Raw genomic sequence first — 21,372 nt, 5'->3', positions numbered from 1 at the left:
GCTTATGCGGCTTTTGCTGTCATCAAACGATAAAAAAGCCTGATTGCCGCGCATTTTTTTGCTATGTTGTGGCCATTTTTCAGCAAGTGATCGTGTGCATAGCCTTTGTTTGATCAGGGTTTTCACCGTTTGAACAGCTAAGCAGATAAAAGAAGAACGTCATGGCCATACATAATAAAGCCGCGGACGCGACGCCCGAAACCTTACACCGGATTTTCACTGTCCCCGAAGCGCCAGACTCAACGCTCAGTCAAATTGAGCAAGAAATCTCGCAGAATCTTAATCGATTTTTACAAAATCACATTACGGCTACCGAGCGTTCGCTGGCAGATATCGAAAGTGATTTTAGTAATCCCACAATTCCTGACGATCCTGCTTTCGTGTCGGATCACACGCAGTTTTTACTCGATAAATTGGTCGCCCAGTCCGTTCACACCGCCTCGCCGCGATTTATTGGCCACATGACCTCTGCCCTGCCGTATTTTTTAATGCCGTTATCAAAAATTATGATTGGCCTTAACCAGAATACGGTCAAGATCGAAACCTCGAAAGCGTTTACTCCGCTCGAGCGCCAAGTACTTGGCATGCTGCATAATCTGATTTATCAGCAAGATGATGCCTTTTATCAAAGCTGGATGCACAGCGCTAACCACTCGCTGGGCGCATTCTGCTCGGGGGGAACAGTCGCCAACATTACCGCGCTATGGGTGGCGAGAAATAACGTCCTTAAGCCTGATGGTGAATTTCCTGGCATTAACAAAGCAGGCTTGTTTGGTGCAAYGCGTCACTATGGTTATCGCGATTTGGCCATTTTAGTGTCTGAACGGGGCCACTATTCATTGGGAAAAGCCGCCGATGTGCTAGGAATTGGCCGCGACCAATTGATCTCCGTGCCCGCAGATAACAAAAATCGCATTTGCATTGATGCACTCGAAGACACTATTACGCAACTGAATCGCGATAATATCAAACCGGTGGCCATCGTGGGTGTCGCTGGCACGACAGAAACCGGCAGTATCGATCCACTCAATGCGTTAGCTGATATTGCTGAGCGAGAAGGCATTCATTTTCACGTGGATGCCGCCTGGGGTGGTGCCACGTTAATGTCGAATAACCAGCGCCATAAGCTGGCCGGTATTGAGCGTGCTGATTCGGTGACCATTGACGCCCATAAACAGCTGTATGTCCCTATGGGCGCCGGTATGGTGCTGTTTAAAGATCCTTCCGTGGTCGCATCCATCGAGCACCACGCCGAGTATATTCTCCGTAAAGGGGCAAAAGACCTCGGAAGTCATACGCTTGAAGGCTCTCGCAGCGGTATGGCGATGTTGGTATTTGCCTGTATGAATATTATTTCTCGCCGTGGCTATGAGCTGTTGATTGATCAAAGTATCGATAAAGCAGCTGCGTTTGCCAAGATGATTAGCCAACACCCGGATTTTGAGCTGATCTCAGAGCCAGAGCTTTGTTTATTGACCTATCGATTTGTTCCCGCTCGTGTGCAAGCGGCCCTTGCGGTGGCTAATGAAGAGCAAGTCGATTTGATTCATAACTTGCTCAATGATCTGACTAAATTTGTGCAAAAACGCCAGCGTGAATCAGGTCAAACGTTCGTCTCACGGACGCGTCTCACGCCAGAGCAGTGGCAGCGGCGGACGACCACAGTGTTTAGGGTGGTACTTGCTAACCCACTTACCACACAAGAGATTCTGCACGAGGTGTTAGTTGAACAAGCTGCGATTGCGCAAGAAAGTGAGTTCGCTTATCCGCGACTGATCACCTTGGCAGACAGTATTCTAAAGAGCTAGCTAAACATTGCGGCGTGCGCAGGCAGTCACATTCAGTGGCTGCCTAATTATTTGAGCGGTCCTGTTTTGGGTATATTGGTTGACTGCAAACAGTGCGTCTGGCTTAGCGCCGTCTCACGCTGATGCTCAATGTCCAGCTGGGCTTGTTGCCATTGTATTTGCACCTGTGGCGCTGTCATTGCGCGCCCTGGCTCTGAAAACAAAAAGCGTTGCAAGGTATGATCAAATTCAGCAGTGTTTTCTTGCTCGCTATACGCGATCCCCATTAATTCGAACGCACGCGCTTTTTCTCGCGCGGTTCCAACCACTGTGTATCGCTGCGCCGTATCCAGCGTTTTATCATAGCGACAATGAATCAGATCTTGCTCGGCTCCCCGTAATGCTTCGTTTAAGCCAATGGTGCTGTAATTGCGCCACAGATCCGACATATGAGGTAACGAGCACCCAACCAGTAAGACCGACAAACACACGGCAGCGATTATTTTTATCATCTCTGATCCCTATACGATGACGCTATGGTTTGGATATGCGGTTTATCCTTCTATTAACGGCCACGTCGTTGATGACTTGAACGTTAGTCACGTTGACCGATCACCACTTCACCTGATTGCTCAAACATCGCAACCTCTTTGCGACGACGACCAATCAAGATGGGTTTGTCATCATAGAATAGAAAGTTTTTCCAATATTGCTTGAACACGCCCCAGCGAGTTTCGACGATGTTATGCTTATCGTAACAAAAGTAGACCGTAATATTGTCTTCCCAAGGAAAATTGGACACAAAGTCTTCAGGCAGATCATCATCGTTGTCCCACGCATGTTGCCAGACCAGCCGTTGAGTCCAAACGTTTTGATGGGTGGGCCAATCTTGCTTACCAAAATGATCCGGGGTTGGGCTGTCTTTACTGATAAATTCTTGCCACAACTGCGCCGCACGCGTCTCTGTCATGGGTTTAATCTCAGCAAGATCTTGCTCTGGGATAGGGAGAGATTGATGGGTGAAAATCCACTTTCTTTTGTAGTCAGATAATGGGATGTAATTCATGCTGCTCGTGGTTATCGGCTTGGTAATGGCGTTCACTTTACCATAATTGCAGCGAGGTTGTTACCAAACCCAATACCGATAATAAAGAGAAAACGGCAATGCGAAACACATTGCCGTCTCTCCCTTCATCAACTCGATTAGCCGTTAATGACGAGCTCATCGGTAGTTTTAATGTCATTGTCTTCGCCGATTTTACGGTGGCCTTGATCAAGGTGCACCATATCAACAAAGTCGTCACTGCCAACCTGAAACGCTTGGCCAAATCCTTTCACATACAGGCCATTTTCTGGCGCCAGACGGAAGAGGCGAAAGTCTTCTAAGCCACTCAAGTTATCGATAATGTCGCCAAACCGCGCTTTCAATGCATCAATACCGGCTTGCCAAGTCGCGGTGTTACGTTCCACCATTTCAGCTCGTGCATCAAAACTAAGACGTTGACGAGCAAAAATCTGTTTCGCGCTCCCTTCATCTTCGATCATCATCAATGACAGGTTTGGGTTTTCTTGCAGGTTGCGTGCGTGACGGGCAATTTCACTAATGAGGATATAAAAGCCATCTTCACGCTGAATAAAGGGCGCATAACTGACATTAGGTTTACCTTGTTCGTCTACGGTCGCCAATTGTAACGTCCGACAGTTTTCACGAAATTCTTTAATTTCAGGGCCAAGGCGGTTTTGTAGCCGTTGTTGTTTAGTCGCTTGATCCATAACTATTGCTCCAGCTCTGTTTGTTGTGAGGTCGCTAACTGCGTTTTTAGTTGGTTAAAGGCATCAATCTGATTGTCGAGAAGCTGACGTTTTTCATCACGCCCGAGATAGATCTTAAAAATCGAATCGCCTTGTTCGGTAAAAAAGCCGATGTAATGGGTTGTCTTGCCGCGAAAGGGTTTGCTGACAAAAGCAATGCCCGCCATGCGTTCTAATTTTAAGTGGCCATGCATTTCGCCGGGCTTACCCATTAAGTTGTAATAGCCGTAAGCGATTTTTCCTTTGGGGAACGGCGCTTTTACTTCAAAGATCGAGCCGCCGGAATGCACAATCGCCGTCACAGGACCGTCCCATTCGGCCACCTGCATGAGCACGGTTTCAGCATGTTGCCCATCGACCCAAGTTTGATAGTCCGCTGGCATAGCGCGTACCACTTCTCCCTCACTCACACCTAGCGTTGCTGCCATATCGGCAGGCAGCATCGAGGCATTCTCGGTCAGTAGCGCGCTGACCTGTTCCGTTAACGTAGTGGTTGTCATTGATCACTCCCAGCCTATTTTTATTGTGATAGGTTCTATCAGTGTGGGCAGGCGTTCACCTGCCCTTTGTACGAGTCGTTAAAGTTGGTAACGAGCTAAAATTGGTAACGAACATTAAATTTGATATCGCGCCCTGGTGAAGCCACTTGCGCCCAAGCTTGGGTATATTGCTCGTCGGTTAAGTTATCGATCGCTAAATCAAACTTCACGCCATCCCAGGCGCCATTAGGGCTATAGCTTGCATACACATCCCACAAGGTGTAGCCGTCATAGTGATCTTGCACACCGCGCTCACTGGTATCGGTTTGATCCTGTTCAGCGTAGTGCGAGACCCGCCCACCAAGGGAGACTGGTAAGGTCGCCAGTGCATAATGCGTTTCAGCAACCCATTTATGCGCTGGGATGTTATTAATATACGTGCCTGTGCTTTTGTCTTTCCCTTCGGTTTGGCTGTAGCTCAAGTCGCTGGTAAAGCCGCCTAGCTGGTGATGAAGGCTTAACTCAATGCCTTGGAGTTTAGCTTCGGGCAAGTTAGTCTTGACCGTAGTACCATCAAATCCTTGACCTTTTGGGCCTGATGGGCCGTACTTAATTGATTGCTCGATAAAGTTATCGACATCATTGCGAAAGACTCTGGCATCAATATAACCTTGATCTACATACGTATTTGGCACAAACGTATAGGTCATGCTTAGCTCTTTATTGGCGCTCTCTTCCGGCTTCAAATCTGGGTTGGGCACAAACTGATTCATTCCAAAATGTGTACCACTGGCATACATTTCTTCTAAGCTCGGTGCCCGGAACGCCTCACGATAACTGGCCGTGAGTGCCAGCTGCTCAGTGGCCTGCCAAGTTAATGCGGTGGAAGGCGACCACGCCGTATCATCATGGTCACCAATCGTCGAGCTGGGTCGCTTATCTTTCGCGTCATAGGCGTCAAAGCGGACTCCCGCTTGCCAGTTCCATGTTTGCCCTATAGGGAGATCAACATGGCTAAACAGACCGATACTTTGTGCTTCGGCGTCTTGGTTATCTGGGCGACCAAACATCGAGCCACTGGCGTCTCGTACTGTCTCAAAGTTATCTTGATAGGCATCCAACCCAGTGGTGAGCGTGAGGTTTTCAAGGTTTGACCGGTTGGACAAAGATAGGCCCAGAGTTTGCATCTGGTTATTGTCAAATTCACCCTTCTCAACGCGATGTTCATTGACCTCGGTATCATTCCAATACAGACGCGCATCCAAATCTACCCACGACTGACTTGGGTTGTAGTTATAGGCGACTGACAAGCTTTGATCATCCACTTGACGATACGTGCGAGGCGACTTGCTTGAGATCGCTAACTCCGAAGGGTTATATGGCACCATGGCGTCACGCTTGCCTTGACGAGCAGTCAACGTCCATTGATGGTCTAAAGACGGCGTGAATGTCACTTTCGCCAACCCGCCTTTTTCTCTCTCGGCTGAATAAGACAAGGTTTCGCCATTGCCTAATTGGTTATCATCACTATCGTGATAGTAGCTTTGTACCAGCCAATCAACCGTCTCTGTGCGTCCAAACACCGCGCCGCTGGTGCGTGAGGCATTATCGTTACTATGAAAACCTTGTTTAAGGTAACCACCTACGGCCTGATCACCGGAAAGAAAATCGCTGGCTGATTTGGTGTTTTGGGCAAATACGCCCCCCAAGGCCCCGGAGCCCCACAAGGTACTGGAAGGGCCACGGACCACCTCTACCGAGCGGAGTAACTCAGGATCAATAAATAGACTGGAGCGGTGACCAACAGAAAAATTCTGACGTGCACCATCAACAAGCTGCACCACGCGGCCGTTTTCGCTGCTTAATCCACGAATAGTCACAGACTGAGCGGCATCGCGCCCACCGCCCAGCACAGAGACATTGGGTAAGTGCCGAATTACATCCGTGACGTTACTTCCTTGTCTTTTCTCAATCTCTTCTTGTGACACCGTGCTGACGGCAACAGCGCGATTCGCTTTTTGCGCGTCCATACGACTGGCATACACAGACACCGTTTCCGTTTGGTCACCATTTTGTTGCCCGCCATCGGCGGCCATGACAGGTGAAATGAGGCTTAATGTGCCAAGCGCAAGTCCGATAGCGAGGTTTAGGTGGCTCGGACGTGGTATCAAAATATCCTTTTTCAATGTCATTTCAGTGCTCTCTGGTTCAACTACAAATGAGAATCATCATTATTTTTGCAAGATTGTATTGATCGAGAAAAGCAATGTAAACGATAATTGATCTTAATTAGTCATGTAACTAATGATTACAAATATGCAGTGAACGATAAATCACTGCTAGTGACACTGCATTACCTTTGACCAATAAGCCACTGATAAAGCGAAAATAAGGATTTAACATGGCCACCGCCGCAGTAAGAGTGATAGCTCTGTTCAGTACCCTCATATCTCTATCGATTCATGCCTCGCCACGCATCGTCAGTGCGGGCGCCAGTGTGACTGACTTGCTCGTTGAGCTTGGCGCGCAATCACAAATTGTTGGTATTGATGCCACCAGCCAATTACAAGAGAAAGACATGCCGAGCGTGGGCTATCATCGCCAGCTCGCGGCGGAAGGTGTACTTTCGCTATCCCCCAATCTTTTAATTGGTTCAGAAGAAATGGGCCCAGCACCGGTGTTATCAACACTCCGTGATGCCGGGGTCCAGGTGGTCACGTTATCGAGTACCTCGACGGTCGCTGCCCTCAAGCAACGTATTCATACCTTGGCGGAGTTAACGGCGACACAAGCGAATGCCGAACCATTGATCAACGCCATGGATGACCAATTAGCCAAGCTAGAAACCCGAGCGTCAGCATCAAACACATCCACGCTCAACGGTCTTTTTCTCTTGGTTCACCAGGGACGACCTGCCAGTGTCGCCGGCGCGGATACCACTCCAAATACCTTGATTGAATTGCTCGGTGCCACGAACCCTGCGGCTGAATCCGTCACCAGCTATAAGCCACTTTCACCCGAGGCGCTGCTTGGCTTTAATCCTGACTTTATTTTGGTCATGCAACGCTCACTCGATCAGCTTGGTGGTATGCAAGGGCTGGCAAACGCCGTCCCGTTGCTATCAAGCACACGAGCGTATAAAAACAATCGCATCATCGCTGTGGATGGCCGTGTATTAGTGGGTGGATTAAGTCTGAATACTCTTGATGAGGCCCTGCGCATTCAAACCCATTTAACCGGAAACCAATAGTAATGCACGCTTACTTTCGTGAAACGCATCAGCGGCTCTTCCCTGTGTTGATCACTGTTTTGTTCATCGTCACTGTGATGTCGATAGCCGTGGGACAGTGGCAACTTGGGTGGCTCGTCAGTTTACAAAGCTTGAGCCCTTGGCAAAGTGATGTCGCACCGCATATCTTGACCATCGTGCAACAGGTCCGCTTACCACGCACCTTATTGTGTTTGTTCGTTGGCGCACTTCTGGCAGTATCTGGCGCATTAATGCAAGGGCTATTTCGCAATCCGCTTGCGGATCCGGGGATCATTGGGGTCTCTGGAGGGGCGTCTTTAGGCGGCGCGTTGGGATTGTTGCTGTTATCCTGGGGCAGCCTTAACGTCGGTTTTACCCTCTCGGTGCCGCTATTTGCCTTTTTGGGTGCGCTGGTCGCCACCTTGTTTGTTTATCGTATTGGCACAACATCGATGGGAACATCGGTTACCGTGATGTTGTTAGCCGGTATTGCCATTAGTGCCTTGTCGGGTGCGGCGCTCGGGTTAATCAATTACGTTGCTGATAACCAAACATTGCGTGATATCGCCTTGTGGTCAATGGGATCGCTCACTGGCGCATCGTGGGGACTCATCGCGTTAACGGGCGTTGCAGCCGTTACCCTCACGCTTTTTGCCTATCGCTGCGCTCCGCATATCAACGCCTTATTACTTGGCGAGAACGAAGCTGCGTATCTTGGCATCAATGTTCATCGCCTAAAGCGCTTATTGATCATTGCAACAGCCGCTGGGATGGGCGTGTCGGTCAGTGCCGCAGGATTAATTGGCTTTATTGGCTTGGTTGTACCGCATATTGGCCGCATATTGGCTGGGCCAGATCATCGCACCCTGATCCCTTTATCGGCGATATTGGGCGCCCTTTTATTGACGCTTGCTGATATTATCGCACGAATCATTGTTGCGCCGGCAGAGCTGCCAGTGGGGATCATCACCGCACTTATGGGGGCACCCTTCTTTTTATGGCTTTTGATCCAACAACGACAAGCAGTGGTGCATTAATGTCTGATATTGCCCTCAATGTTCGTGATTTAAGTTACTCGCTTAACGGACGCCAACTACTTAATCGCATCAATGTTTCCTTTGCTGCAGGCCAATTACATGTGTTGCTCGGGCCAAATGGCGCGGGGAAAAGCACCTTACTCAAACAAGTGATGAGTGACAGTCATCCATCAGGCCAGGTTGATTTTTGGGCCATGCCTAAAGCCGCATGGCATGGTGAGCGCTTTGCTAAACAGGTCGCCTTTCTTCCCCAAAGTAGTGGCTTAACCTTTGCGTTTACGGTCAAAGAAGTGGTTCAAATGGGGGCGACACCGTTACAAGCGAATCAGGCGCAAATTGCCGCCCTCGCCGATGAGCAGTTACAGCAGTGGGATATCACCCACCTTGCTAACCGGCCTTATCCTATATTGTCAGGCGGTGAAAAACAGCGAGTCCATATGGCACGCATTGCTTTGCAGTTAATCCAAACCGATCCAACGCGGGCCATCATGCTACTTGATGAGCCTACATCGGCGCTCGATATTACCCATCAGCATTACACGCTACAACGCTGTCGATCGCTTGCCGATCAAGGGATGACAGTGGTCTTGGTGCTGCATGACCTCAATCTTGCCAGTCGCTACGCGGATCGCCTGTATTTTCTCAAACAAGGAGAGATGGTATTAACGGGTACCCCATGGCAATGTTTTGAGAGTGAACAGGTCGCAAAGATTTATCATTATCCGCTTAAGGTCATTGAGCACCCAGAGCATGCCTGCCCATTGATCGTGACCTAGTGCCTGAGTTATTGCTATCAAGGTGGGATCTTGCCAGCGTCGCCATGAGACTTTTGCATTGATAACCGCCTAGCTGGGTCACAAAACCGTCTGTTGATGATCGTTCGCTCATCAGACCAATTGCGACTAGGCGGCAACCTAAGTAAACTGAGACCGCAACCGATTAGCTATGAGAATGGATGAAATCGGATTCGTTACCTTCGCAACCGTCTGATGGGCCGGGATTGTGAAAGACAGCGCCGCTGCGTATCAGCGGCGTTTTTCTGTAAGGTCGCGAGTAACGATCCCAAGGCTTCACAATATAGAAGAATTAAGATGGCAACGATTAAAGATGTCGCGCGTCTCGCGGGTGTTTCAACCACCACGGTCTCACACGTTATCAATAAGACCCGCTTTGTCGCCGAAAAGACAACAGAAAAGGTTTGGCAAGCCGTTGAAGACCTGAACTATGCACCGAGTGCTGTGGCTCGTAGTTTAAAATGTAATACGACACGTACGCTCGGAATGCTGGTCACTAAATCGACCAACCCATTTTTTGCCGAGCTCGTGCACGGTGTGGAAGACTATTGCTACGAGCAAGGCTACACGCTGGTTTTGTGTAATACCGAAGGCAACCTTGAAAAGCAGCGCGACTATTTGCGTATGCTGTCAGAAAAGCGTGTCGACGGTTTAATTGTGGTGTGCTCGGATCTCAATGAAGATCTCATGCTATTGCTAGAGAAAAAGCGTGACCTGCCCATGGTCGTCATGGATTGGGGCAGTCACCATATTGATACCGATCGGATTGAAGATAACGCGGAACTAGGCGGCTATCTGGCAACCAAACATTTTATTGACAACGGGCATACCCAAATTGGTTGTATCTCTGGGCAAATGGATAAGAACACCTGTAAGCAACGGCTTGCAGGCTTTTATCGGGCCCTGAAAGAAGCTGACATCCCCGTAAATCAAGATTGGATCATTGAAGCGGACTTTGAAGCGAATCAAGCAAAAGTCGCCGCTCAGCAGTTTATTGCAATGGAAAACCGTCCTACGGGAGTCTTTTGTTTTAATGATATCATGGCGTTAGCGGCGATTAGCACCTTCAACCAGGCGGGTATTCAGGTGCCAGATGATATCTCTGTCATCGGTTATGACAATATTGATCTGACTGAATATTACTCACCACCGTTGACAACTGTCCATCAACCTAAACGACAACTGGGCAAGACTGCGGTTAAACTTTTACTCAGCCGGATCAATGATAACGATACGCAACAGCAAGTGTTTGAAATGGATTTATCATTAATCAGTCGAGACTCTGTAAAAAACCTAACCTAATGGTTTATCGGGTTTTTTATGTAAAGCCACGCCTCTATGACGGTCGTGGCTTTTTTGATTTCCTATTGATAAGAGCTTTTACTTTAAATCATCAGTTACATACTTATTGAACCCATATCACATTCTTGTATGCGTAGAGAGGGCGACATCTGTGTCCAATTATTATATCCTGAACAACACTTGAACAAGGCAAACCATCGCGAAAGCATGGGACGCAAAGCCTCCGGCCTAATGATTCTGGCGTCACTGTCAGGGATTCAATGGTAGCGGGGTTGCCAGCGCTGTTGTTTTAATGCTGAGTAAAATATCAGCAATCGGATGTATCAAACCTAAAGTGTTGATAATTCGATAACAATCTTGTCTGTTTGCCTTGTTAGACTGCGACTTTATTTTTAGGCATTCACATTCATCGAGATTGTTATTAAATGGATAAACCTGCTTTAAAAGACGCGATGCGTTTATTTGCCGAGTTTGGCAATATCAAATCCCGATCCATGTTCGGCGGATTTGGACTTTTTTGTGAAGACACCATGTTCGCCCTAGTGGTCAATAACACCCTCCACCTTCGTGCCGGTATAGAAAACGAGGCCTTACTCAAACAACAAGGCTTAACGCCGTATGTCTATAAAAAACGTGGATTCCCGGTCGTCACCAAATATTTTGCTATTCCTAACGCCTGGTGGGATGATCCAGAACGATTATTGGCCGAAGCGAAAAATGCTCTCGACGTTGCTATCCAAGATCGTTCTGTGAAATCGGCAGCGACACCATCAAGGCTTAAAGATCTCCCGAATCTGCGGTTAGCCACCGAACGAATGCTTAAAAAGGCAGGCATAGACTCACCAGAAACATTGCAAAAGCACGGTGCCGTCGGCGCTTACAAAGCATTGAGATCTGCTCATGAAACACAATTGAGTCTCGAGCTTTTGTGGTCGTTAGAAGGGGCGATTACCGGTAAACACTGGTCGGTAGTGCCACCCCAACGCCGTCAAGAATTATTACAACACTTAGAAAAATAACCTCTCACAGTCGCCTCTATATCACTTACTAATTTTCCTGTGAGCAATATTTGCGTTCAACACCGCCTTCTGGCGGTGTCGCTTTATTCTATTAATCCGTTGACATGTCTCTATGCCCTTCCTTTTGCGTCGTCATCTTATCGAGTGTGCTTTTCTTTACGTCGACTCTAGTTCGTGGGGATTAATCGGCGTTTTTTGATTTAATTGGCGATTTTTCGTTTAACTGAAAGTTTTTAGCGATCGATACGGTCTTGTTAGAGGTAAGATCGACCGCACAGTTCGCTGATGCAATCGATAAATCAGCCAGTTAGTTGCCAACCGTGCACAAAAGTATCCTAAAGTAATAGCTGGTCCTCTTTAATTTAGCGACGAGACCTAATATGTCAGTAAAAAAACTTCTTGTTGGCCTCGTGATTGCCGCCATCGTCGTGCTCTGGTTTAGTTTCGACCTCGGCCAATGGCTCACGCTCGACAATGCTAAAGCGCAACAGGCGATACTCAACGATTACATCGTTCAGCATTTTACCCAAGCCAGCCTATTTTTCTTGCTTGGTTATATTGTGATGACCGCCCTGTCCTTACCGGGAGCGGCAGTGGCGAGCTTATTGGGCGCCGCATTATTTGGGTTTTGGTGGGGGCTGGTTCTGATCTCTTTCGCCAGCTCTATTGGTGCCACCCTCGCCTTTTTAGTCAGTCGTTTTTTGCTCCAAGACTGGGTACAAAATCGCTTCGGTCAAAAATTAGAGGCCATTAACCGTGGCATTGAAAAAGATGGCCGCTTTTATCTGCTCACGCTACGCCTCATTCCCATTTTTCCCTTTTTCTTAATTAATCTAGTGATGGGGTTAACGCCCTTAAAAACGCGCACCTTCTACTGGGTCAGTCAGCTAGGCATGCTACCGGGGACAGCTGTGTACGTGAATGCAGGGACTCAACTCGCCCAAATCGACTCACTTGGTGATGTGGTGTCGCCTTCGGTGCTTGGATCGCTCGCATTACTCGGCCTGTTCCCGCTGCTAGCAAAATGGATCATGGCGTGGGTCACGCGTCGTGAACGCTATCAAGGTTGGCGCAAACCCCATCAGTTTGACCGCAATATGGTGGTAATTGGTGCCGGCGCAGGCGGACTGGTATCGAGTTATATCGCGGCAGTGGTGAAAGCAAAAGTCACGCTAGTTGAAAAAGGTTCGATGGGGGGTGATTGCCTAAACACCGGGTGTGTCCCTTCTAAAGCACTGATACGCGCAGCGAAAACCATGCGAGAAATCGGCAAGGCCAAGAACTTTGGCATTCATACCCAAGCGCCAGTCGTTGATTTTCCAGCGGTGATGGCGCGGGTAAAACAGGTGATTGCCCACATTGAGCCCCATGATTCGGTCGAGCGTTACACTAAGCTCGGCGTGGAGTGCGTGCAAGGCGAAGCACACATCGTCTCGCCATGGGAAGTCGAGGTGAATGGCGAACGCCTCACTACCCGCAACATCGTGATTGCGACCGGCGCACGCCCCATGCTCCCTCCCATTCCCGGTTTGGCTGAGGTGACACATTACACCTCAGATACGATTTGGTCACTGACTGAACTGCCACCACGGTTGTTGGTGTTAGGCGGTGGTCCCATTGGCGCAGAACTGGCACAAAGTTTTGCGTGTTTAGGCAGCCAAGTCACGCTGGCTGAAATGGCGGATCAATTATTAAGCCGTGAAGATAAAGACGCTGCCCACTTGGTTGAGCAGGCCTTAGAATGTGACGGCGTCAAGGTTTTAACACAGCACAAGGTCAAAGCATTTGAACAGCGTGGCAATGAGCAAATCGCCTTACTCGACGGCCCTGACGGTGAGAAAACCGTCACATTTGATGCGGTGCTGGTCGCGTTAGGACGCAGCGCCAACACCAAAGGCTTTGGTCTCGAAAAGCTCGATATTCCAGTGACCGAGCGTGGCACCATTCAGGTCAATGACTATTTACAAACTAATTACCCCAATATCTATGCAGTGGGTGATGTGGCAGGGCCCTTTCAGTTGACCCATGCCAGTGCCCATCAAGCGTGGTATGCCGCGGTCAATGCGTTATTTGGCCAATTTAAGCGTTTTAAAGCGGATTACTCGGTGATGCCAGCGGCAACATACACTTCCCCAGAAGTTGCACGTGTTGGGCTTAATGAAAAAGAAGCCAAAGCCAACCAACAAGACGTCGAAGTGACCTATTACGGCATTGATGACCTGGATCGCGCCATCGCCGATGGCAATGATCATGGCTTTATTAAAGTACTGACACCAAAGGGAAAAGACACCATACTGGGGGTGACGATAGTGGGAGAACATGCCGGCGATTTATTGGCCGAGTTCACCTTAGCGATGCGCCATGGCTTGGGGCTGAACAAAATACTCGGCACCGTGCACCCTTATCCCACCATGAGTGAAGCGGTTAAATATACGGCGGGTATGTGGAAACAGGCGCATGCACCGGAGAAACTCCTACGGTGGGTCGAAAAATATCAACGCTGGATGCGTCACTAATCGATAAGGAAGCGCAATGAAACAATGGATAGCGGCCCTAACGCTCGCAATCACTAGTGGCTATGCCTTGGCCACTCCCGCTGAACAGGATTGGGCACAAGTCGAACAAGACGCGAACGGGCAAACCGTATATTTCAATGCCTGGGGTGGCAATCAGCAAATCAATGCTTATCTTCGTTGGGCTGGGCGTGAACTCCAACGTGAATACGGTGTGACCCTCAAACACGTTAAAGTGGCTGATATTGCAGAAACAGTGAATCGTTTATTGGCTGAAAAAACGGCGGGAAAAGATACCAGCGGCAGTGTCGATATGGTCTGGATTAATGGCGAGAACTTCAAATCGATGAAGGAAAACGGGTTACTTGAAGGCCCCTTTGTCGAGGCGCTGCCTAACTGGCAAATTGTTGATAAAACCTTGCCCGTGACAGAAGACTTTACTGAACCCACCAAAGGCTTGGAAGCACCATGGGGGGTCGGGCAACTGGTGTTTATTCACGATAAAAAAACACTCGCCAATCCTCCAAGCTCTTTTGCTGAATTGTTACAGCTCGCAAAAGCTAATCCCGGTCGGATCAGTTATCCGAAACCGCCCGAATTTCATGGCACCAGCTTTTTAAAAGCGGCACTGCTTGAGCTGACAAACAACCAACAGGCGCTGTATCAGCCTGTCGACGATGCAGACTTTGAGACCATAACTGCACCGCTATGGGACTACCTTGATGCACTGCACCCAGTCGCTTGGCGTAATGGGGAGCAATTTCCCTCAGGCAGCGCACACACCATGCAGCTTGTCGATGACGGTGCGCTGTTAATCGGGATCGCTTTTAATCCCAATGCGGCAAAATCCGCCATCGCCTCAGGGACGTTAGCGCCAACGGCACGCGCCTTTGCGTTTGAGCAGGGGGCTTTATCTAATATCCATTTTCTGGCGATCCCCTACAATGCCAATGCAAAAGCCGGCGCCAAGATAGCAATCAACTTTTTGATGGGTGAGAAGGCGCAATTGCGCAAAGCTCAGACTGATATTTGGGGCGACCCACCGGTGGTTAAACTGCCTGACACCGCTAAAACGCGCCGTTTTCAGTCCCAGCCAGAGCCGCATCCCAGTTGGCAAACCGCTCTCGAAAGCGCTTGGCTTAAACGTTACGGACAATAAAAGAGACCGTCATGGCACGTTTGTTGTTTGCCATCACGCTGGCGGTGTGCTGCCTGCCCTTACTTCCTGGGCTGGGAGGCCTGTTAACCAGTGCATTTGCGTTTTTACCTGCTTTGGGGCTAGCTGAAGCCAGTCTCTCGGGTTGGCGTGAACTCATTGCCTGGCCAGGCTTATCTCACTCACTCTGGCTCACACTGCTCTCTGGGCTAGCAAGTAGCTTATTGGCAGTGATGTTGAGCTTCGCTATTTTGCAAGCCACGTGGCAGACGCCCTTTTGGCAACGCATCGCGCGTAGCTTACCCGGTTTACTGGCCCTGCCCCATGTTGCATTTGCTATTGGACTGGTGTTGTTTTTGTCCCCTTCAGGGTGGCTATTTCGCCTGTCTAGCCCATTGACCGGAGACATGCCACCGACTTGGTCACTAATACAGGATCCCTATGTGCTGGGCTTAACCCTAGCCCTCACCCTGAAAGAAACGCCATTTTTGCTTTTAATGAGCCTTTCTGTGCTAAGCCAAATTGATGTGCATCGCTTAACGATGGTCTCTGCCAGCCTCGGCTATGATCGCACCAGTACCTGGATCAAAGTGATTTTTCCACTTTGGTTCGCCAAAATGCGTTTTCCTATTTTTGCCGTGGTGGCCTATAGCCTCTCGGTTGTCGACGTAGCGATGATTTTAGGTCCAAACACGCCACCAACCTTTGCTGTGTTAGTTTGGCAGTGGTTTAACGACCCTGATCTTTCATTACTCCCCCGAGCGTCGGCAGGGGCTTTGGTCCTGTTTTTACTGTGTGCCTTGGTACTCATTGGTTATCGATTTTTCGAATGGTTGATTTGTGAGCGCTTTAATCGTTGGCAATTCACAGGAACACGTCGTGCTTGGTTACCAGGGAGACACCTCTGGTGGCCCGTCGTGATTGTTCCCTTGTTGGTAATCCCGGCTTTGTTCATTTGGTCGTTCGCCTTACGCTGGTCATTTCCCGATTGGCTMCCCAGCCGTTATGGGCTGCGCTTTTGGAATCAAGAGCTTGCTTACGTTGGGGCGTTAATTGGGAATAGTGTTTTACTGGCGTTGATCAGTGCGACAGTCGCCGTCATATTTGCCATGGGCTGCCTTGAGCGCGCGGTTTCTCCTCGTCAAGGAGCACTGCCTAAAGCCGTGATTGCCATTCCTCTTTTGGTACCTCAACTGTCTATTTTGTTTGGGATCCAAGTGGCTGTGTATAGTCTACCGGGACAATGGCATGTACCCGCGACTATTTGGGCGCATATCTTTTTTGCTTTTCCTTATGTTTATTTAGCATTAGATGGCCCGTGGCAACAGTTTGATCAACGACTTATCCAAACGGCTCGCAGTTTAGGCGTCAGTGCGATGGCTGCCTGGCTGCGTATCAAACTTCCCTTGCTGTTACCGGCGATTATTCTCGCCTGGGCAGTGGGCGCCAGTGTGAGCTTAGCCCAATATCTTCCTACGCAATTATTGGGGGCGGGTCGGATCAATACCCTAACAACCGAGGCAGTGAGCTTATCCAGTGGGTTGGATCGACGGATTAGCGGCCTATACGGCCTGATGCAAGCGCTGATCCCCTTACTGGTTTTCGTCCTGGCAACGTTTCTCAGTCGTGTCATGCAACGGCGACTGACACCTCATCAATCGGTTGCGACGCAACCAGGAGCAAATAATCATGACGCTGTGTGTCAATCAACTCAGCATAAACGCGCCTGATCAGTGTTTATTACACGATGTCTCTTTCAGCGTATCGCCTGGCGAGATCCTCACCGTGATGGGGCCGAGTGGCTGCGGAAAATCCAGTCTATTGAGCGTATTGGCGGGACACATCCAACCACCAATACATTACAGCGGCCAACTGACCTTAAATGGTGAGCGTTTTGATCACTTACCGCCGGAGCAGCGCCGTATCGGGATTTTATTTCAAGATGATTTACTCTTCCCGCATCTCAACGTCTGGCAGAACTTGGCCTTTGCACTGCCCTCATCGATGAATAAAAAAGACAAATACAACCATACCCTGGCAGCACTCGACGCAATCCACCTCGCTGCACTTGCTAACTATGCACCGTCGCAACTATCGGGAGGACAACGTGCGCGCATCAGTGTACTACGCGCGTTACTCGCTAAGCCCGATGCGATTTTGTTGGATGAACCGTTCAGTAAGCTTGATAAGCCGCTACGCCGTGATTTTCGCGCCTTTGTGTTTGGACAAATTGAACAAAGGCAAATCCCGGCGGTGATTGTGACCCACGATAGCGAAGATATTGCGCATCCTGATCATCGCCTAGACTGGCCAAGCCCAGAAACGCCCCTCACACCACAGGAGTACCCAGCAAATGCTTGATCGTTATGCGATTGCCGTGATCCGCTGGCCATTGAAACAAGCGGCGGTCCAACTCATTCGGTGGGGAGCCAAACCTGACACGGTGACCTTGAGCGGGTTTTTTATTGGCTTACTGGCGCTGCCCGCTCTGGCGCTTCAAGCCTATGGGCTTGCGCTTAGCTTTATTGTGATTAATCGACTTTTCGATGGCCTTGACGGTGCGATCGCGCGCGAGCAGGGCCTCAGTGATGCGGGAGGCTTTTTGGACATCACACTTGATTTTATTTTCTACGCATCCATTCCGTTTGGCTTTGCGCTCGCGGACCCAGCCAATAATGCGATAGCGGCAAGCTTTTTACTTTTTTGTTTTATGGGCACCGGGGCCAGCTTTTTAGCCTTTGCGACAATGGCAAGCAAGCATCAAATCGACAACCCCGTGTATGCAAACAAATCCTTGTATTACATCGGGGGGATCACCGAAGGCACCGAGACCATTGCCAGCTTTGTTTTGATGTGTCTTTTCCCGTCTTACATGGCGTGGATTGCTTGGGTATTTGGCATCGCGTGCTTAGTCACCGCTTCCAGTCGCGTCTGGGCTGGATACCATACGCTACGTGACATTGAAGGACGCTAGCAACGCTATCTCATGCGCGCTCACGTTATAGCCACTGCTGCTGTAATTGCTCTTTATCACCCAAATAATCGAGCAGCCAGCTTATCGGTGGCGATTCTTTATCTGAACGCCAAGCAATACAACATGGGCTGCTTAAAAGCGGATCCGCAAGCGTTAGCTCCACCAGCTCACCTCGAGCGATAGCCTCTTCGGCCATGTGAGAAGGCATCACACCAATGCCCAAACCGGCCTTAAAACATTGCATGGCACTGTGCCAATTGGGGACGGTAAGACGGCGCTGATTATCCAATAGCCAAGTGGTACGGCGCGGCAAACGGCGCGAGGTGTCCTCTAAACAAATGGCGGGATACGCTGCGAGCTGATCGTTGTCTAGCGGTTGTTCGCACTGCATGAGTGGGTGCGATGGACTGACAACAAACCGCCAACGCAAGGTGCCCATTTCTCGATAACGAAACGCACCACTGACGGGGACGGCGGCGGTCGCACCAATCGCGATATCTGCTCGATCATCGGCGAGTGCATCCCATACGCCATTGAACACTTCCATGGTCAGTAACAGTTCCACATCAGGAAACGCATCATAGAAGTCGCGCACGAGTGTGTTGACACTGTCTTCACGCACCACATTGTCGAGTGCAAGTGAGACACTTTGCACCCATCCATTCGCAACCCGTTGTGTTTGTTGACGAATATTAGCCATCGCTTTCAGCATTTCGCGTGATTGTTCAACAAAGTATTCCCCAGCAGGCGTCAGCTTTACTTGGCGATGAAGACGTTCGAACAGTACCACCGCCAATTTGTCCTCTATTTGCCGCACTGTATAGCTCACCGCACTGGGTACTTTATGGAGCTCTGCGGCCGCGCCTGAAAAGCTGCCTCGGCGCGCGACCACCTCAATCACCTGAAAATCTTGGTAAGAAAACATTCACATCAAATTTTTTGAAAGGTATGTTCAAATCATACCGTTTCACAGCATGAATTGTTAGTCATAAACTGCTCATTACATTAATCTTTGTATCAAGAGATAAAAAATGAACAAACAAGTGCCATTTATCACGCTGTTTTGGCTTGCAGGGCTCAGTATGCTGGGTTTCTTAGCCACCGACATGTATTTGCCCGCTTTTGAGGCCATGCAAATCGATTTTGCGACATCGTCGGCGAATATCGGTTTAACCTTGAGTATCTTTTTGCTTGGCATGGCCTGTGGTCAACTCGTTTATGGCCCCCTTTCCGACCGCATTGGCCGTAAACCTGCACTGTTAATTGGCTTAAGTCTCTATAGCGTTGCGACCGTGGTATGTCTGTTTGCAGATAATATTTATCTGTTACTCGGTGCGCGCCTTGTTCAAGCGTTGGGCGCATGCAGCGCGATTGTGATTTGGCAAGCGGTGGTGATTGATCGCTACGAAGGCAAGTTGGGGCAAAAAATGTTCGCGACCATTATGCCGCTCGTTGCGCTATCGCCGGCATTAGCGCCTCTACTGGGCGCCTATTTACTTCAGCATTTTGATTGGCGCAGTATTTTTGTGGTTTTATTTGCCCTAGGAGTCATTTTTATTGCACTGACTCTACGAGAGAAAGAAAGCTTAACTAAGCCAGCACAAGATACTAAAATTATTGATAAACTTAAGACTGATTATCAGCAAGTTTTTAAATCAAAAAAGTTCATCGGAAATATGCTTATCTTTGCTGGTTGCTCGGCCGCTTTCTTTGCCTATTTGACTGGATCGCCGTTTATCATGTCAGCGATGGGCTACACAGAATCCGATATTGGCCTGAGCTATATTCCACAAACAATCGCGTTTGTTGTCGGCGGATATGCCTGTCGTTATGCACTGAATAAACTGAAAGATCACAGCATCCTTCCTTGGTTACTGAAACTGTTTATCGCCAGTGTGGTGGTGATCTTTTTAATTAGCTGGCGCACTGATGTTACTAATATTTGGGCAATCTTGGGGCCATTCTGCTTTTTGGCGGCGGCCAATGGTGCCATTTATCCACTCGTGGTAAACAGAGCCTTAGAAGATTTTAAATCATGTAGCGCGACGGCCGCGGGCCTGCTCAACTTCTTACAGATGATTATCTGCTTTGTCGCGAGCGCCTTGGTCTCTGCGTTTGCCGCCTCAGGATTGTTCGCGGTCACGACCGTGATGCTATCAACCTGCGCGGTGGTCATTATCGGTTTTGGTTTAGTCTGGCATGCCAACCGTCAAGCGCAGTCGCTAGCAACGGCATAAATGACTCACTCGCTTCTCACAACGTAAAAAGGCGCCATAAAGCGCCTTTTTCTTGTTGATGCTAATTAGTACATCTCTGGGTGATTACGCGGTGTTAAGTTGCACATGGTTTGCTATATTTTTCAGTGAGATCCCTGCCGCTGATAAGCGTGATTGGATCGCCATTAACGCCATATTGTATTCATGACTGTTTTTAAAATCTGCGATCCTTTGCCGATCCGTAAACATCAAACGGATGATCACACTTTGCGGAAAACGTTGATAATTCACCTCATGCGTTAGCCATTCAAAACCATCGACGTGTTTCATGGTCTGCTCACACACCTCAGTCAGTGCTTCGCGGATAGCATTGTCGTATTTTTTATCGGTTTTTCGCATGATTATCTCTTTTTGGTCTTCAGAAGATTGTTTGTCGCCATCAGATTATCCAGTTTAATCACTCGAAACTGGCTGCTTAGGATCAGTACGGGCGTGGTCAACAAAAATCAGTTCTTCCGTGGCAAAGCCTCGCTGTTTGGCTTCAGAGATAAAACGTTCTTTGACAGACTCAGGTACGGTCGGTGTGCGAGAGAGCAGCCAAAGATAGTCATGATCAGGGCCTGAAATAAAGGCATACTGGTAGTCATCATCTAACTCAAACACTACATAAGAACCATAGAAAGGCCCAAAGAACGAAACCTTCAGATACGCCGTCTTATCATTTTCAACGAAGTACGCCTTACCCTCTGCTTCTTGCCATTTGCCCTCTTCGCGACTAAAGCCTCGGTTGATTACTTTGACGCCACCGTCTTCACGCAACGAGTAAGTTGCCGTCACATCGGATAAGCCACGCTCAAACGAGTGATCAAGTCTTGCCACTTCGTGCCATGTTCCCAAATAACGGTTGAGGTCAAAATTGGTTACCGGCGTTACATCTTTAGGCATACCAAGGCAGCCGGTTAACATCGTCGATAACAAAAACACGAATCCTAATCTTAATCTTAATCTCATCACTCACTCCTTGCCGGATGGC

General features: G+C 49.0%; 20 protein-coding genes and 1 riboswitch. Of the genes, 12 read left to right on the top strand and 8 right to left on the bottom strand.

From position 1 onward, the window contains the following. The first annotated feature begins 161 nt into the window (after positions 1–161). A complete protein-coding gene (gene panP, locus BZG77_RS07225; RefSeq protein ID WP_077646735.1) occupies positions 162–1,808 on the top strand; it encodes a pyridoxal-dependent aspartate 1-decarboxylase PanP in 1,647 nt (548 codons plus the stop codon). Between the two features lie 47 nt (positions 1,809–1,855). Here panP and BZG77_RS07220 read toward each other — a convergent pair whose 3' ends face one another. From BZG77_RS07220 to BZG77_RS07200, 5 genes are all read right to left on the bottom strand, one after another. Then, positions 1,856–2,299 carry a hypothetical protein gene (locus BZG77_RS07220; RefSeq protein ID WP_077646734.1) on the bottom strand — a complete coding sequence of 148 codons (444 nt, stop codon included), beginning with the start codon at positions 2,297–2,299 and terminating at the stop codon, positions 1,856–1,858. Positions 2,300–2,382: 83 nt separating this feature from the next. After that, complete coding sequence (locus BZG77_RS07215; protein ID WP_077461145.1) at positions 2,383–2,853, bottom strand: DUF2947 domain-containing protein; 471 nt, start codon at positions 2,851–2,853, stop codon at positions 2,383–2,385. Between the two features lie 137 nt (positions 2,854–2,990). Then, complete coding sequence (gene hutZ / locus BZG77_RS07210) at positions 2,991–3,560, bottom strand: heme utilization protein HutZ (protein ID WP_077646733.1); 570 nt, start codon at positions 3,558–3,560, stop codon at positions 2,991–2,993. Positions 3,561–3,562: 2 nt separating this feature from the next. Further along, the gene (gene hutX / locus BZG77_RS07205; protein ID WP_077646732.1) at positions 3,563–4,099 is read right to left on the bottom strand and encodes a heme utilization cystosolic carrier protein HutX; all 537 of its coding nucleotides are present in this window, start codon (positions 4,097–4,099) and stop codon (positions 3,563–3,565) included. Between the two features lie 95 nt (positions 4,100–4,194). Next, positions 4,195–6,270: a TonB-dependent hemoglobin/transferrin/lactoferrin family receptor gene (locus BZG77_RS07200; protein ID WP_077646731.1), complete on the bottom strand. Its 2,076-nt coding sequence runs from the start codon at positions 6,268–6,270 to the stop codon at positions 4,195–4,197. 209 nt (positions 6,271–6,479) lie between these two features. Between BZG77_RS07200 and BZG77_RS07195 the strand changes: the two genes are divergently transcribed. The 10 genes from BZG77_RS07195 to BZG77_RS07150 all read left to right on the top strand — a co-directional run bounded on the left by BZG77_RS07195 (position 6,480) and on the right by BZG77_RS07150 (position 18,123). Beyond that, positions 6,480–7,328: a heme/hemin ABC transporter substrate-binding protein gene (locus BZG77_RS07195; RefSeq protein WP_077646730.1), complete on the top strand. Its 849-nt coding sequence runs from the start codon at positions 6,480–6,482 to the stop codon at positions 7,326–7,328. Between the two features lie 2 nt (positions 7,329–7,330). Then, positions 7,331–8,365 carry a FecCD family ABC transporter permease gene (locus tag BZG77_RS07190; protein WP_077646729.1) on the top strand — a complete coding sequence of 345 codons (1,035 nt, stop codon included), beginning with the start codon at positions 7,331–7,333 and terminating at the stop codon, positions 8,363–8,365. Next, the gene (locus BZG77_RS07185) at positions 8,365–9,141 is read left to right on the top strand and encodes a heme ABC transporter ATP-binding protein (RefSeq protein ID WP_158011423.1); all 777 of its coding nucleotides are present in this window, start codon (positions 8,365–8,367) and stop codon (positions 9,139–9,141) included. Before BZG77_RS07190 ends, BZG77_RS07185 begins: the two co-directional genes overlap by 1 nt. Positions 9,142–9,456: 315 nt before the next feature. Next, complete coding sequence (locus BZG77_RS07180; protein WP_077461138.1) at positions 9,457–10,461, top strand: substrate-binding domain-containing protein; 1,005 nt, start codon at positions 9,457–9,459, stop codon at positions 10,459–10,461. Positions 10,462–10,639: 178 nt separating this feature from the next. Next, a riboswitch (cyclic di-GMP riboswitch) is annotated at positions 10,640–10,741 on the top strand. A 145-nt stretch (positions 10,742–10,886) separates the two neighbouring features. Continuing rightward, a complete protein-coding gene (locus BZG77_RS07175; RefSeq protein WP_077646727.1) occupies positions 10,887–11,480 on the top strand; it encodes a TfoX/Sxy family DNA transformation protein in 594 nt (197 codons plus the stop codon). A 380-nt stretch (positions 11,481–11,860) separates the two neighbouring features. Next, a complete protein-coding gene (gene lpdA / locus BZG77_RS07170) occupies positions 11,861–13,996 on the top strand; it encodes a dihydrolipoyl dehydrogenase (RefSeq protein ID WP_077646726.1) in 2,136 nt (711 codons plus the stop codon). Between the two features lie 16 nt (positions 13,997–14,012). Further along, positions 14,013–15,152: an ABC transporter substrate-binding protein gene (locus BZG77_RS07165; RefSeq protein ID WP_077646725.1), complete on the top strand. Its 1,140-nt coding sequence runs from the start codon at positions 14,013–14,015 to the stop codon at positions 15,150–15,152. An 11-nt stretch (positions 15,153–15,163) separates the two neighbouring features. Further along, complete coding sequence (locus BZG77_RS07160; protein ID WP_077646724.1) at positions 15,164–16,879, top strand: ABC transporter permease; 1,716 nt, start codon at positions 15,164–15,166, stop codon at positions 16,877–16,879. Continuing rightward, positions 16,839–17,510, top strand: coding sequence for an ATP-binding cassette domain-containing protein (locus BZG77_RS07155; protein WP_077646723.1), 672 nt, complete (start codon positions 16,839–16,841; stop codon positions 17,508–17,510). Before BZG77_RS07160 ends, BZG77_RS07155 begins: the two co-directional genes overlap by 41 nt. Next, positions 17,503–18,123, top strand: coding sequence for a CDP-alcohol phosphatidyltransferase family protein (locus tag BZG77_RS07150; RefSeq protein ID WP_077646722.1), 621 nt, complete (start codon positions 17,503–17,505; stop codon positions 18,121–18,123). Before BZG77_RS07155 ends, BZG77_RS07150 begins: the two co-directional genes overlap by 8 nt. 25 nt (positions 18,124–18,148) lie before the next feature. Here BZG77_RS07150 and punR read toward each other — a convergent pair whose 3' ends face one another. Then, positions 18,149–19,048 carry a DNA-binding transcriptional activator PunR gene (gene punR, locus BZG77_RS07145; protein ID WP_077646721.1) on the bottom strand — a complete coding sequence of 300 codons (900 nt, stop codon included), beginning with the start codon at positions 19,046–19,048 and terminating at the stop codon, positions 18,149–18,151. Positions 19,049–19,154: 106 nt separating this feature from the next. Here punR and punC point away from each other — a divergent pair, with 106 nt between their 5' ends. Then, on the top strand, positions 19,155–20,360 hold the full coding sequence (gene punC / locus BZG77_RS07140; protein ID WP_077646720.1) for a purine nucleoside transporter PunC: 1,206 nt from the start codon (positions 19,155–19,157) through the stop codon (positions 20,358–20,360). A gap of 84 nt (positions 20,361–20,444) precedes the next feature. Here punC and BZG77_RS07135 read toward each other — a convergent pair whose 3' ends face one another. Together BZG77_RS07135 and BZG77_RS07130 are read right to left on the bottom strand one after the other, a co-directional pair. Continuing rightward, positions 20,445–20,738: a hypothetical protein gene (locus BZG77_RS07135; RefSeq protein ID WP_077646719.1), complete on the bottom strand. Its 294-nt coding sequence runs from the start codon at positions 20,736–20,738 to the stop codon at positions 20,445–20,447. A 54-nt stretch (positions 20,739–20,792) separates the two neighbouring features. Next, on the bottom strand, positions 20,793–21,350 hold the full coding sequence (locus BZG77_RS07130; protein ID WP_077646718.1) for a lipocalin family protein: 558 nt from the start codon (positions 21,348–21,350) through the stop codon (positions 20,793–20,795). Between the last annotated feature and the right edge of the window lie 22 nt (positions 21,351–21,372).

The organism is Salinivibrio sp. IB643 (genome assembly GCF_001996105.1).
Lineage (GTDB): Bacteria > Pseudomonadota > Gammaproteobacteria > Enterobacterales > Vibrionaceae > Salinivibrio > Salinivibrio costicola.
This window is presented reverse-complemented; position numbering and strand designations above follow the sequence as displayed.